This window comes from Tepidibacter thalassicus DSM 15285 (genome assembly GCF_900129915.1).
Classification (GTDB): domain Bacteria; phylum Bacillota; class Clostridia; order Peptostreptococcales; family Peptostreptococcaceae; genus Tepidibacter; species Tepidibacter thalassicus.
This window is the reverse complement of sequence record NZ_FQXH01000012.1, coordinates 16,048-30,099: the sequence shown is the minus strand read 5'-3', so window position 1 is coordinate 30,099 and position 14,052 is coordinate 16,048. Positions and strand designations below refer to the sequence as shown.

10 protein-coding genes and 1 other annotated feature are annotated in these 14,052 nt (G+C 26.8%); of the genes, 3 read left to right on the top strand and 7 right to left on the bottom strand.

Features of this window, described 5'->3' with window-relative positions; all coding sequences use genetic code 11:
- Positions 1-9: 9 nt before the first annotated feature.
- Positions 10-1,767 carry a B12-binding domain-containing radical SAM protein gene (locus BUA19_RS06495; RefSeq protein WP_072724900.1) on the bottom strand — a complete coding sequence of 586 codons (1,758 nt, stop codon included), beginning with the start codon at positions 1,765-1,767 and terminating at the stop codon, positions 10-12.
- A gap of 168 nt (positions 1,768-1,935) precedes the next feature.
- Here BUA19_RS06495 and BUA19_RS06490 point away from each other — a divergent pair, with 168 nt between their 5' ends.
- Positions 1,936-2,514 (top strand): zinc dependent phospholipase C family protein, encoded by a 579-nt coding sequence (locus tag BUA19_RS06490; RefSeq protein WP_242939255.1) that lies wholly within the window; start codon positions 1,936-1,938, stop codon positions 2,512-2,514.
- Positions 2,515-2,679: 165 nt separating this feature from the next.
- Positions 2,680-2,874, top strand: a complete 195-nt coding sequence (locus BUA19_RS06485) for a hypothetical protein (protein WP_072724896.1) — start codon at positions 2,680-2,682, stop codon at positions 2,872-2,874.
- Positions 2,875-2,912: 38 nt separating this feature from the next.
- On the opposite strand, the gene BUA19_RS06480 is transcribed toward BUA19_RS06485, so the two are convergent.
- From BUA19_RS06480 to BUA19_RS06460, 5 genes are all read right to left on the bottom strand, one after another.
- Positions 2,913-3,845, bottom strand: a complete 933-nt coding sequence (locus BUA19_RS06480) for a hypothetical protein (RefSeq protein WP_084601975.1) — start codon at positions 3,843-3,845, stop codon at positions 2,913-2,915.
- Positions 3,846-4,013: 168 nt separating this feature from the next.
- The gene (gene argS / locus BUA19_RS06475) at positions 4,014-5,714 is read right to left on the bottom strand and encodes an arginine--tRNA ligase (protein ID WP_072724892.1); all 1,701 of its coding nucleotides are present in this window, start codon (positions 5,712-5,714) and stop codon (positions 4,014-4,016) included.
- 77 nt (positions 5,715-5,791) lie between these two features.
- Positions 5,792-6,008, bottom strand: a binding site (T-box leader).
- A gap of 63 nt (positions 6,009-6,071) precedes the next feature.
- Positions 6,072-7,103, bottom strand: coding sequence for an alpha-hydroxy-acid oxidizing protein (locus BUA19_RS06470; RefSeq protein WP_072724890.1), 1,032 nt, complete (start codon positions 7,101-7,103; stop codon positions 6,072-6,074).
- A gap of 16 nt (positions 7,104-7,119) precedes the next feature.
- A complete protein-coding gene (locus BUA19_RS06465; protein ID WP_072724888.1) occupies positions 7,120-7,563 on the bottom strand; it encodes a DUF523 domain-containing protein in 444 nt (147 codons plus the stop codon).
- Between the two features lie 28 nt (positions 7,564-7,591).
- Positions 7,592-9,964: an endonuclease MutS2 gene (locus tag BUA19_RS06460; RefSeq protein WP_072724887.1), complete on the bottom strand. Its 2,373-nt coding sequence runs from the start codon at positions 9,962-9,964 to the stop codon at positions 7,592-7,594.
- 180 nt (positions 9,965-10,144) lie between these two features.
- Between BUA19_RS06460 and BUA19_RS06455 the strand changes: the two genes are divergently transcribed.
- Positions 10,145-11,602, top strand: coding sequence for an aminoacyl-histidine dipeptidase (locus tag BUA19_RS06455; RefSeq protein ID WP_072724885.1), 1,458 nt, complete (start codon positions 10,145-10,147; stop codon positions 11,600-11,602).
- 50 nt (positions 11,603-11,652) lie between these two features.
- Here BUA19_RS06455 and BUA19_RS06450 read toward each other — a convergent pair whose 3' ends face one another.
- Positions 11,653-14,049, bottom strand: a complete 2,397-nt coding sequence (locus BUA19_RS06450; RefSeq protein WP_072724883.1) for a U32 family peptidase — start codon at positions 14,047-14,049, stop codon at positions 11,653-11,655.
- Between the last annotated feature and the right edge of the window lie 3 nt (positions 14,050-14,052).

Below are 14,052 nucleotides of genomic sequence, written 5' to 3'. Positions count from 1 at the left end.
TCAAACCTCCTAAATAACAACTTTACACGATTTACTTTTTTCGAATATCTTTTTATCCACGTCATATATAAAAAGTACAATACTCAATTTTTTATCTAATTTTTCATATATATTCACTTTTAACTTTAAAATATCATATTTAAACACTTCAAATTGAACGTATTTTATTATATTCTTAGCAGGAGTATTTTTAAACTCCGGAAGATATTTCTTTATATTTTCTTCATCTTGTAAAAATTTATGACATCTATTTTTAAAATCTCCTATTTCAATTTTCTCAAAAAAATTAGGAATAGAAGATACCCTGCCCAGTGAAATATAATCGTATTTTAATATTTCTTTAAATAAATCAAAATTATTTTTTATTTTTTCTTTATAAAATTCTAACAAGATTTTATATTGACTATTTTTTCCTTGAGATAACTTAAAATACCCCCTCTCATCCCAAAAACACGCTAAATCTTCAAAAAACTTAAAGGGATTTTCATTATAATAATTTTTAATTATATATTTCATGGAAAGAATAAAGTTTTTAGAATTATAGTAAATCTCAAAAATTTCTTCTATATCTTTTATTCTCAATATTTCTTCATAGGTTATATACTTATTTCCCAAAACCTCATAAGGAGGATACTCCTTAAATATATATCCATGTTTATCAGCCATTTTTCTTATACCTGATCCTTTAAGCATTTTTAAAAATCCAATTTGAAGATGTTCTACATCTAAATTAAACACCATATTAAATGAATTTCGAAAACTTTCATAACTTTCATAAGGAAGTCCAACTATTAAATCTAAATGCTGATGTATATTTTTAAAACTAGATACCTTATTAACAACATAAGCTAATCTATCAAAATTTTGAATTCTTCCTACTTCTTTTAAAGTATCTTCATTTGTAGATTGAACTCCTATCTCAAACTGAAATAATCCTTCTTTACATGTAGATAAAAATTCAAGCATTTCATCATCTATTAAATGTGCTGTAACCTCAAAATGAAAATTAGTATATCCATTATCATTCTCCATTAAAAATTTCATTATATCTAGAGCATATTTTTTATTAGCATTAAATGTTCTATCTACAAATTTAACTTGTTTTACTCTTGCATCAATTAAATTTTTAAGCTCCATTTTAACCCTATTTATATCAAAAAATCTAAGTCCTTTTATTGTAGAAGATAAACAATACTGACAATTAAAAGGACACCCTCTTGATGTTTCATAATAAACTATTTTATTTTCATACTCTTTTTTATCTATTTTCTCATAAGGACTAGGTATTATATTTAAATCTTCTATTAATTTTCTCGGTTTGTTAACAATAACTTCATTGTTATTTCTATAAACTAGCCCATCTATTTTATCTATATCTTTTCTTCCCAGAGAATACTCTATAAATTCTCTAAAGGTAATTTCTCCTTCTCCATATATAATATAATCAACAAAATCATTTTTTCTCATAAATTCTATAAAATCATAAGAAACTTCTGGTCCCCCAAGTAATATCTTAGTATGAGGGCTTATTTTCTTTAGATTTTTACAAATTTTCAACGTATCTTCTACATTCCAAATATACGTTGAAAAAACAACTAAATCTGCATTTTTTTTATATATTTCTTTTAATATATAATCTATGCTGTTATTTATAGTATATTCTTCAACTTCTATATCAGCTAAATCTTTACAAAAACTGTTTAAATATCTGATTGCTAAATTTGTATGTATAAACTTAGAATTTAACGTAGTTAAAAGTATTTTCAATATAATCAGCCCTTTCCTCATAATACATCACTATATATTATCACAAATAAAAGAAAATATCCATTTATTAATTTTCAGCTATGTTATATATTTACAGTTGAAGTTTATTATCATTTAATTTAAAATATTTTTTGTAACGTATTTCGAAAGAAGGTAGATATTTTGTTAATGCAAACTCACAAAATAATAGCAAATCACATGTATAATAATATAAAAAATTCTTTAAATGTAAAATTAAACAAAAAATTTTTAGTATACGGAGCTATGAAACCCGATATTTCTCCAAGACTTGCTATAAAAAAACACTACAAAGAGCATAGTTTTGATTTTGTACTAAATGAAATTTTAAATTTAATCAATAATGGTCTTAATGAAAATCAAATATCTATAAATAAATTTTCTACTAAATTAGGGGTTATAAGTCACTTCTTATCTGATTTTTTTTGCCTTCCTCATCATAACAGAGAATATTATCACGATAAACTTATGGAACATCTAAAATACGAAAAAAATTTACATGAATACTTTGTCAATTTTAAAGGTTTAAATAAAATAAGAATTCCATATTTAGAAAATATAGATAAAGAAAATATAAAAAATTTCATAGAAGAACTTCACAGTATTTATAAAAATAACACAATGGGATTTGAAAATGATGTAGAAGGATCAATAAATATATCCTGTGCAATAGGAATATTAATCGTAGAAAATTCCATAGTAACTTCTCTTGAAAAAGTTACAGTCTAAAAAAATAAAGTCCTATACTATCATATCGAGGATACTATAGGGCTTTTTGTTGAATGCTTAAATGCTTTTTTAAAAATTTTTTTCATTTTTTGAAGGTTTTTAGATTATTTTATAGAAAATAATATTATTACTCATATATTTTGCAAAATTTGAAAGGAGATTGCCATGGATCAATTCGATAAAATATCTATAGATCAAATTTCAAAAAGAGATTTACTTTTGATACTTAAATCTTTAGAATATACTTTCGAAAATACTAAAATAGAAGAATTTATAAATTTAAGAAACAACATGATAAAAGAACTTTGTTTTCTAGCTGATACAAACGAAGAAGATTTTCTTAAATATCTCGAAAAGTAAAATAGAACCTAAATTCAATACGAATTTAGGTTCTATTTTCATACTTTTTTAAATCTAAATATATACTCTCCTGATTTTGATTGTACTTTTATGTAAAGTATTTCTCCTTCTATTTTTTTATCTACAACCTTTATATTATTAAGTATAGGATTGTAAACTACATCTCCTACCTTTAAATTAATAAGTTCTTTAGGATGAGAACTTTTTACATATTCTTTTTTGTTTATCTCATATTTTCTGAGTTTTAATAAATAATTCGAAAGAGACTTTATAAATTCTATATTTTCTATATCAATATTATCAATATTAAATCCTAAAATACCAAGTATAGAATGTTTTATACTTTTAAGTTCTTCATTTTTTTCTTCATAATCTTTTACATATATTTGATAAATCACTCTTAAAAATCCATCTATTATAGATTCTTCTTTTACAGATTCTAAATTTTTATCAATAATTCTATCTATTTTTTGAATAAATTTTATTCTAGCCCTTTCAAATCTTATAATATCTTTCTTCTCTATTTTTTCTTCAAAATTAAATTCTATTATATGATTTTTCATATTTTCCAATAAATATTCAAATTCCACATCTCTACTCTTTACAAGCATATGAATTAAATAATTATACGCTATACCCACTAAAATATTCTCATACTTTCTAATATCTTCTTTATTGACTTTACAATAATAAAAAATATTTTTTATTACTTCATTTTGCGATCTCTCTAAATTAATATTTGAAAGTATTATTGGAAGTACAAAATTAATATTATACAGCGAATTGTTGTATTTTACCCCATAGTATTTATAAAAAATAAGTTCATCTCTCAATCTATTATAATCTACAACAATCCTTTTTTCACTTTTATTATCAATTAAAGATTTTACATTCAACACTATTAAACCTTTCAAATATTTGCTATCGCAAAAAAAAGAATATATAAAAGATTTTTTTATTTTATCTTCCATAACAATTACAACTCCCATAAACATTTTAAAAAAAATAGCAGCAATAAGCTGCCACTATAGGGGGGTAGTAGCACAGACCCAAGTCAATATGCTACAATTTTCTATATATTTTATATCTTTATTATATAATATTATATTTTTAGCTGTAAAGATTTAATTTTCGACAAACTACATTCTTTCAGGTGCTTCTACCCCAAGTAATGATAATGCATTCTTTATAGTTTGTCTTGTAGCTTCAACAAGTGCAAGTCTTGCTTTTTTTGTCTTTTCATCATCAACTAATATTACATTATCATGATAGAACTTATTAAATGCTTGTGCTAAATCCACAACATATCTAGCTATTATATGAGGTTCATTATTTTTAATTACATCTTTCACTACTTTAGGGAAATTTCCTATTTCTTTTATAACATTAACACTATCATCATCAGTTAAAACAGAAAAATCTACATCTGAAGATATTTCTTCATTAGCTTTTCTAAGAACAGAACAAGTTCTAGTATGAGTATATTGAACATACGGACCTGTCTCTCCGTCAAAATTTAACGTTCTATCCCAAGAAAATGTGTAATCTTTTATTCTATTATTTGATAATTCTTGGAATACTACAGCTCCTATACCAATTTGTTTAGCTACTTCATCTATATTTTCAAGGTTTGGATTTTTTTCCATTATTATTTCTTTAGTTTTTTCTACAGCCTTATTTAAAACATCTTCTAAAAATACTACTCTTCCCTTTCTCGTAGACATAGTTCCTTCTTCAAGACTTACCATTCCAAAAGGCACATGAACACAGTCTTTTGCCCAATCAAATCCCATAAGCTCTACCACTTTTATCCACTGATTAAAGTGAAGAATTTGTTGAGATCCAACTACATATATATTTTTATAGAAATCATAAGTTTCTTTTCTATATATAGCAGCCGCTATATCTCTTGTTAAATATAAAGTCGATCCATCACTTTTTGTAATAAGTGCTGGAGGCATATTATACTCTTCAAGATCTACTATTTGAGCTCCTTTAGATTCCTTTATAATTCCTTTTTCTTTCATTATATTTATAACTCTTGGCATTTTATCAGAATAAAAACTTTCTCCGGCATATGAATCAAATTCTATTCCCAACATATCATAAACCTTGTTAAACTCCTGAAGACTTACATCTCTAAACCACTGCCATAACTCAGTCGCTTCTTTATCTCCTTCTTCAAGTTTCTTAAACCACATTCTCGCTTCTTCATCAAGAGATGGTTCGTTTTCTGCTTCTTCATGAAACTTAACATATAATTTTAATAAAGTTTTTATAGGAGCTTTTTTAACTTCTTCTTCATCTCCCCATCTTTTAAATGCAACTATAAGTTTACCAAATTGAGTTCCATAATCTCCCAAATGATTAATTCTCACTGTATTAAATCCTAAAGCTTTGTATACTTTATAAAGTGCATTTCCTATTACTGTACTTCTAATATGTCCTATATGAAAAGGCTTAGCTATATTTGGAGATGAAAATTCTACTATAACAGTTTTTCCTTCTCCTACATTAGTTTTCCCATAATCATCTTTTTTATTTAAAACTTCAGTTAATACAGATTTAGCTAAAGATGATTTGTCTATAAAAAAGTTTATATATGCCCCTGCAACTTCTATTTTTTGTATATAATCTGTTTTTTCTATTTTATCGCAAAGTTCCTGTGCTATAAGATTAGGAGCTTTTCTAAAAATTTTAGCTAATTTAAAACACGGAAAAGCATAATCTCCCATATCTTTATTAGGTGGTACTTCTATTAACGATACAATCTCATCTAAACTTAAATCTGAAACTTGAGAAGAAATAATATTTGCTATTTCTAATTTAAAGTCCTTCATATAAATTCCTCCTATATTCTTATTTATATATATTTTTTAAAATTCAAATAATACAAAAAACTCCCGCCTCTTAATACTTAAGAGACGAGAGTTACATCCCGTGTTACCACTCTTATTGATATGAAAAATCATATCCACTCACATGTTTTTAACGGAACAATCCGTACTTTCCTACTTAATGTTCAGAAAATCTCCTCTAGGATGCGCTTCAATATAACTATGTTACTAGACTCCCACCAACCTCTAGCTCGCTGAAACAATCATTATATCTACTCTTCCCGTCATAGGATTCTATATTATTTAGATGTATTTATAATAATAATATAAAAAATAAAATTTAAAATCAAGTACTTTAAGTTAAAATTGTTTATTTAAATTGATAATTTTACTTGAATCTATAGATTTTACATCTTTACATCCCGTTAAAATCATTGCTTGTTTAAGCTCTTCTTTCAAATTTTCTATAATTAATTTTACTCCTTCTTTTCCTCCTCCATAAGCTCCCCAAATTATAGGTCTACCAGCAAGTACTGCATCAGCTCCAAGTGCTATGTATTTTAATATATCAACTCCATTTCTTACATTACCATCTGCAAATATTGTTATCTTTCCCTTTACTGCTTTTGATATTTTAGGAAGAACCTCGGCAACTCCCAATGTGTAATCTAGTATTCTTCCTCCATGATTAGATACAACTATAGCACTTGCTCCAACTTCTACTGCAAGTTCTGCTTCTTCTACGCTCATTATACCCTTTAATATAAAAGGTAGTTTAGTTGATGATGTAAGTTCTTTTAATTCATCGACAGTTTTAGGTCCTACTGGTTGACCATGAAGTGCCATGGTTAAAAGACCTGCTCCATCTATATCAATTCCAACACCAATTGCCCCTGTTTCTTCTGCTTTTTTAATATTTTCTATTATTTTCATATTCTCTCTAGGTTTTATTATAGGAATACCTATACCATTTGCTTTTTTTATAGAATTTAATCCATCTATATAAAACTGTGGATTTCCACTATCTCCTGTCATTGCAAAAGTTCCTGCTTCAATACTTCCAAATACTACATAATCACTATACTGTGCTTCTGTTAAAAATCCTCCCATATTTATTGAATTTCCTGTAACCGGTGCTGTAATAAATGGTAAATCTATCTTCTTGCCAAATATTTCAACACTCATATCAGGGTCCTTAACGTCATGTATAGTTTTTAAAACTAATTTTACATTTTTTAAAGTTTCATAATTTCTTTTAAAAGATTCTCCACTACCTTTTCCTCCCATACCCGGAACTTCACCGGCACAAGCTATACCATTACATTCTTTACAAAGTCTACAGTAACCCTTCATTCTATCTTTTGCTATTTTTTTTAATTCTTTTATTTCCATACTTTTCTCCCCTTTTCTAAAATTCTTCTTCTGATTTCAATTTTATACCATTTTTTTTAAAAAGCGCTGCTGTAACTCCTAATCCATCTCTTAACTTGCCTGTAAATGTTCCATTATATATCTGTTTTATTCCACAAGAAGGACTTTTTAATTTTAATATTGCTTCGGTACAATTAAACATTTTGGCAATCTTTAAAGCTTCATATGCTCCTTTTAAAAACTCATCTGTTACATCTTCTCCATTTTTATTTATAACTTTGGCTTTTTCATTTAATACATCTGCTCCATCTCCACCAACAATTTCTGCTGGTATCCTAGGAGTTGAAAGTCCTCCTAACTGTTCAGGACAAATTGGTATTATATTTTTATCTCTTAAATAATCAATTAATTTTTCATTCTCATTATTTTTTCCATTATACTTACAATTAACTCCAAGCAAGCAAGCTGATACTAAAATCATTTTTATCTATCCCCTTTACATTTTTTAATTACTTAAATTCTACTATAGTAACCCCTGCTCCTCCTTCTCCATATACACCATCTCTATAACTTTTGATATGTCTATGTTTTTTTAACATTTCTTTTATTCCTGCTTTTAATACTCCCGTTCCTATTCCATGTATAATTGTAGCTTTAGGAATTCCAGCAAGATATGCATCATCTAAATATTTATCAACTTCTACCATTGCTTCTTCTAAGTTCATTCCCCTCAAATCAATTTCACTTTTTATACTACTTGCCTTTTTCTTTAGTATTTTTCCTGCTCCCGATTTTAAGATATCTTTTTTGTTAGATTTAATTTTTTCAAGAGATGCAAAAGGTAAATTCATCTTCATAATTCCAATTTGAACTTGTGCTTCTTTTTTATCGTTGTCAACAGATAGTACACTTCCCTGTTGATTAAGAGTTACTACTTTAACTTCATCTCCAGGTTTTAAATCTTTAATTTCTTTTTTTGCTATTTTTGGTAGTATTATATTTTTAACACTTCCTTGAAGACTTCCCATAGACTCATTTATTTCTCTTCTTATATTTTCTATTTTTCTATTTTTTTCTGAACTATATCCTTGTTTTTCTAATTTTCTAAGCTCTTTTATTAACCTGTCTGCTTCTTCTTTAGAATTTCTCATTATTTTCAAAGCTTCTCTTTTTGCCTCATTTATTATTTTCTCTCTCTGTATTGAGAGTTTTTCATTTTTTCGTTCATATTCTTCTTTTAATTTCTTAGCTTCTTCTTTAAGCCTTTTAGCTTCTTCTTTTTCTTCAATCGCTTTTATTCTATTTTTCTCTATACTCTGAAGTAAATCTTCAAATTCAATATTTTCACTATTTATAAATTCTTTAGCCTTCTCTATTATATAATCATCAAGTCCAAGCCTTTTAGATATTTCAAATGCATTTGATTTTCCCGGAACTCCTATCAAAAGGTTATATGTTGGACTTAAAGTCTCAATATTAAATTCCACAGCTGCATTTTCTACTCCCTTTTTAGTAAGGGCATAATGTTTAAGTTCACTATAATGAGTTGTAGCAATAGTCAATACTCCCAAATTATATAAATTATCAAGTATTGCCATGGCAAGCGCTGCCCCTTCAACAGGATCTGTTCCAGCTCCAAGTTCGTCAAACAATACCAAAGAATTTTCTGTAACACTACCTAATATATCCACAATATTCGTCATATGAGAAGAAAAAGTGGATAAACTCTGCTCTATACTCTGCTCATCTCCTATATCCGAAAATACATTGTCAAATACACACATAGTTGTTCCAAAATCAGCTGGTATATGAAGACCACTTTGAGTCATCAAGCAAAATAATCCTACTGTCTTTAAAGTTACAGTTTTACCACCAGTATTAGGTCCTGTTATAACTAAAGTATTAAATTCTTTTCCAATCCATATATTAGTCGGAACTACACTTTTAGGATCTAAAAGAGGATGTCTTCCATTTTTTATACTCAAATATTTTTCACTATTAATTTTAGGCTCTATAGCACTCATAGAAATAGATAATTTTCCTTTAGCAAATATAAAATCTAACCTTCCCAGTACCTTTCCATTAGATATTATCTCATCAGCATTTTCCCCAATCATTTGAGAAAGTTCTTTTAATATCCTCTCTATTTCCTCTCTTTCTTTAATCTTTAACTCTCTCAATTCATTATTCATATTAACTATTGCCATTGGCTCAATAAAAAGAGTTGCTCCAGATGATGATTGATCATGAACAATACCCGAAACATTAGATCTATACTCCTGCTTTACTGGTACTACAAATCTATCTCCTCTCATAGTTATTATTGAATCTTGTAAATACTTTTGATAAGTTGTAGAAGATATAATGGAATTAAGTTTCGATCTTATAGATTGATTTTTTTGAACAATCCTTCTTCTTATACTTCTAAGCTCTGAACTTGCATTGTCTGAAATTTCATTTTCACTTATTATTGCATTATAAATTTCATCCTCTATATTCTTAAATGTATATAATGACGACGTTAAAGATTGTATTATAGGATACGATTCATCATCAAAATTACCTATACTATTTTTTAAAAGCCTTGCAGCTCTTAAAGTATCAGCAACCATTAAAAGTTGTCCAGCATCAAGAGATGATCCTATTTTAGTTTTTTTAACTAAAAATTCTATATCATGTATTCCTCCTAAAGGAACTGAACCTTTTTTTATGAGTATAGATTGTGCTTCACTAGTTTCTTTCTGCATTTGAATAACTTCTTCATAGTCGTTTGAAGGAGTTAAATTTTCTACATATTTACTTCCCAATGATGAAGATACTTTTTCTTTTAACATTTCTACTATTTTAAAATACTCTAATACTCTTAAAGATTTTTCTCTCATTACGCCCTCCTTAAATTCCATATTGATAATTACAAATTACATTCTATATTTTATCAATAAACTAAATTATATGTAAGGCATATTGAATTAATTTAATCATATGTTATATAATAAAAGTAATTTATATATAAAATACATTTTATGGATATAATACTCAAAAAAGGTAAGGAGTGATCTCTTATGAGTAATATTTTAACAAACTTAGAACCTAAAACTGTTTTTAAATATTTTGAAGAAATATCTCAAATTCCCAGAGGTTCTGGTAACGAAAAAGCTATCAGTGATTATTTAGTTAACTTTGCTAAAAATCACAACTTAGAAGTCATTCAAGATAAAGCTTTAAACATTATTATAAAAAAACCTGGTACAAAAGGATATGAAAATGCTCCCACTGTAATACTCCAAGGACATATGGATATGGTTTGTGAAAAAAACAAAGAAACTGTTCATAATTTTGAAAAAGACCCTATTAAATTGAGAATTGTAGATGATTTTATATATGCAACCGATACTACCCTTGGAGCAGATAACGGAATAGCCATGGCTTATGCTCTTGCAATTTTAGAATCAAATAATATTCCTCACCCTCCACTTGAAGTTTTAATTACTACTGAAGAAGAAACCGGTATGGGAGGTGCCATGGCTCTAGACAGTTCTAACCTTACTGGAAAATATCTCATAAATCTCGACTCTGAAGAAGAAGGCTATTTATTAGTAAGCTGTGCTGGTGGAGTAAGAACAAGACAAATACTTAATATAAACTGGGAAGATGCTAAAAAAGATTTATCATCATATATAATTTCTATAAAAGGCCTTAAAGGTGGACACTCTGGAATGGATATAATCAAACAAAGAGGAAACTCAAATAAATTAATGGGTAGAATACTTGATGATTTATCTAACTCATTTGAATACTATATAGCTGACATAAATGGCGGTGCCAAGATGAACGCCATTCCTCGTGAATGTGAAGCTGTAATATTGACAAATTCAAAAAATTCATCTAAATTAAAAGAAAAAATAAAAGAATTTAATAATATATTTAAAAATGAACTAAAAACTTCAGATCCTGATATAATTGTAACAATCGAAGAAACAGAAAATACATATAAAAAAGTTTTTTCTAAAGAGACAATGAATAAAGTTATAACTTCTTTACTTTTAATCCCAAATGGAATTAAAAGTATGAGCATGGATATTGAAAACCTTGTAGAAAGTTCAACAAATTTAGGAGTTGTTACAACACATAAAAATGAAGTTACATTTGAAAGTGCCGTTAGAAGCTCTGTTAAAAGTTTAAAATATAGTATTTTAAAAGAAATGAACGCAATCGCAAATATTTTAGATTGTAAACTAATAGCAGATTCAGATTATCCTGAATGGGAATATAAAAAAGACTCTAAATTAAGAGAAATATGTCAAAAAGTTTATAAAGAAAAATATGGAAAAGAACCAAAAATAATAGCTATACATGCAGGTCTTGAATGCGGACTCTTACTCGAAAAGATGCCAAATGTAGATGCAATTTCTCTAGGCCCAGATATGTTTGATGTTCATACTCCTAATGAACACTTAAGTATATCTTCAACTCAAAGAACTTGGGAATATTTACTTGATATTTTAAAAGCAATTAAATAATTATATAATTTAAGGTCTATATCTTTAAACTAAAGATATAGACCTTAAATTTATTCAACACCTCTTAAATAATGTCCTTTTGTAATTCCTTCTCTTTTTAACTTTTCATATATTTTAATTTCTTCATCAAATTCAAAATTATTTTTAATTATATCTATATATGCTTTTAATATTTCTCTTATATATTCTTCTTTTTCAAAAGTAAAATCAAGTCTAAAAATATTAATACCGGCATCGTAAATATCCTTTAAATGATCTATCATGCACAAAACTTTAGAGTTATATATAACACTTCTACAAAACATATCTTGAGCTATAGGAAATAATTCTCCTTTTTCATCTTTTAATCCGTATTTTGATTTATTACAAATACCACATCTTTTATCTTTTTTACAATTGCGAATTAAAACTCCCATTGGACAATATTCACTAATCATCAAAGGAATTCTTCCATATACTAAAGCTTCAGCTTCTATATCAGTATGTTTTAAAACTTCTTTTATCTCTTTTAAGTTAAGCTCAGGTGATATACAAATACTTCTCAACCCTTGATTTTTAAATTTTTCAATAGTTCTCGAGTTAAATATGTTCAAAAAATAATCTCCATAGATTTCACTTTGACTTAATTTATTTATCATTCCTAAATTACTAACTTGAAATTTATCAACTCCCATATCTAATGCCTTATCAAGCACATAATACTGTTTATTTCTCAATATTCTAGGAGGTGAATAAACTAATTTATCACACAACGCCATGGCTTCCTCTAAAGTATTTATGTCTTCATAGTAAATAATATCTATATCTAAATCTAAAATTTTCTTAAGTTGATATAATTTTCTAACCCTCACACTTATTTTCAAGTTTTTATTTTTTTCATAAATTACTCCTTTATTTTCTATATCCAACTTTATAAGTTTTCTTTTATTTATATTTTTCCTTTTATTATCTAATTTTTCTATAGCTTCTCTTCTAATCTCATTTAATACACTTACAGGTATACTTATATTTTCATCTTTTTCTATAACTATATTTTCTAAAACATACGGAGTATTTCCAAGTTTCTCTATCTGATTTTTTATCTTTTCATCACTTATTGAAACTTTTATTGCTTTTTCTACTTTTTTATCAGCTACAACTTTTATTTTATTATTTCTATAATCTTTTACTAAAAGAACTGGATATTCATCTAAATTTAAAATTATTTTTGATCTTATAGGTATTTTCTTATTTTCTATATTATTTTCATAAGTTTTCCTAGCCCTATCCAAAAGGTTTGTATCTAAAGTTTTATAAACATCTTGTCCTACTTTTATTTCTTCTTTAAAATCAATCTGAACAATATCATTTCTATACGCTACATCTAATATTTTATTACCTTTTAATATTCTACCTACATTTCCTCCTCCAATACTCAATCCATCGCCTTTTCTAAGTGTATTTTCAAGTTTCAAAGTAATTTTATTTTTTCTTTTATCTATATCAATTACTTTTCCTATATAAAGTCCTGTATTATTAGGTTTTTGAGGATTCATTATATCTTTTCCAATTTCTCCCAATATATATCCTTTAGTAAATTTTCTATTAAATATACTATATAAATCATCTAATGTCTCTTTCTTTACATTCAATTTTTTATTTTCCAAATAATAATCTACAACTTCTCTGTAAGCCCCTACTACCGTAGCCACATATTCAGCTCTTTTCATTCTTCCTTCTATTTTTAAAGATAGCACTCCAGATTTTATTATCCTATCAAGCTCCTCTATTGTGTTTAAATCCCTAGGGCTTAATAAGTATTTATCATTTAAATGTACTTTAGAGTTTTTCTCTATATCTATTAATTCATATACTTTTCTACAAGGTTGAGCACATCTCCCTCTATTTCCAGACCTTCCCCCTATCATACTACTCATAAGACATTGTCCAGAATAACATACACATAAAGCTCCATGAACAAATACTTCTATATCAACATTGCTATTTTTAGATATATATTCTATTTCTTCTACAGTAAGTTCTCTAGCTAAAACTACTCTTTTAAATCCTAAATTTTCAAGGTATTTTACATCCTCTAAAGAATGTGCTACCATCTGTGTACTTGCATGAATTTCAAAATATGGAAAATGTTTTTTTACAAGACTAGCCATTCCAACATCTTGAAGTATTAAAGCATCTACATCTATATTGTATAAAAAGTTTATATATTTTAAAAAACTATTTATTTCACTTTCCTTAATAAGTGTATTTACTGTTACATACACCTTAACATCTCTTATATGAGCATACTTAACTGCTTCTTTTAACTCTTCCTTATCAAAATTATTTGCTGATGCTCTTGCACTAAAATTCTTTCCCCCTAAATAAACTGCATCTGCTCCATTTAAAACAGCAGCTTTTAAAGAATCAAAATTTCCAACAGGTGCAAGTATCTCTATATTATTCAAAAT

What these genes read in the sequence shown, in the direction of transcription:
- BUA19_RS06490 (WP_242939255.1), top strand. Translation starts at nt 1,936, where the DNA reads ATGCAAACTCACAAAATAATAGCAAATCACATGTATAATAATATAAAA.
- BUA19_RS06485 (WP_072724896.1), top strand. Translation starts at nt 2,680, where the DNA reads ATGGATCAATTCGATAAAATATCTATAGATCAAATTTCAAAAAGAGAT.
- BUA19_RS06480 (WP_084601975.1), bottom strand. Translation starts at nt 3,845, where the DNA reads ATGGAAGATAAAATAAAAAAATCTTTTATATATTCTTTTTTTTGCGAT.
- argS (WP_072724892.1), bottom strand. Translation starts at nt 5,714, where the DNA reads ATGAAGGACTTTAAATTAGAAATAGCAAATATTATTTCTTCTCAAGTT.
- BUA19_RS06470 (WP_072724890.1), bottom strand. Translation starts at nt 7,103, where the DNA reads ATGGAAATAAAAGAATTAAAAAAAATAGCAAAAGATAGAATGAAGGGT.
- BUA19_RS06465 (WP_072724888.1), bottom strand. Translation starts at nt 7,563, where the DNA reads ATGATTTTAGTATCAGCTTGCTTGCTTGGAGTTAATTGTAAGTATAAT.
- BUA19_RS06460 (WP_072724887.1), bottom strand. Translation starts at nt 9,964, where the DNA reads ATGAGAGAAAAATCTTTAAGAGTATTAGAGTATTTTAAAATAGTAGAA.
- BUA19_RS06455 (WP_072724885.1), top strand. Translation starts at nt 10,145, where the DNA reads ATGAGTAATATTTTAACAAACTTAGAACCTAAAACTGTTTTTAAATAT.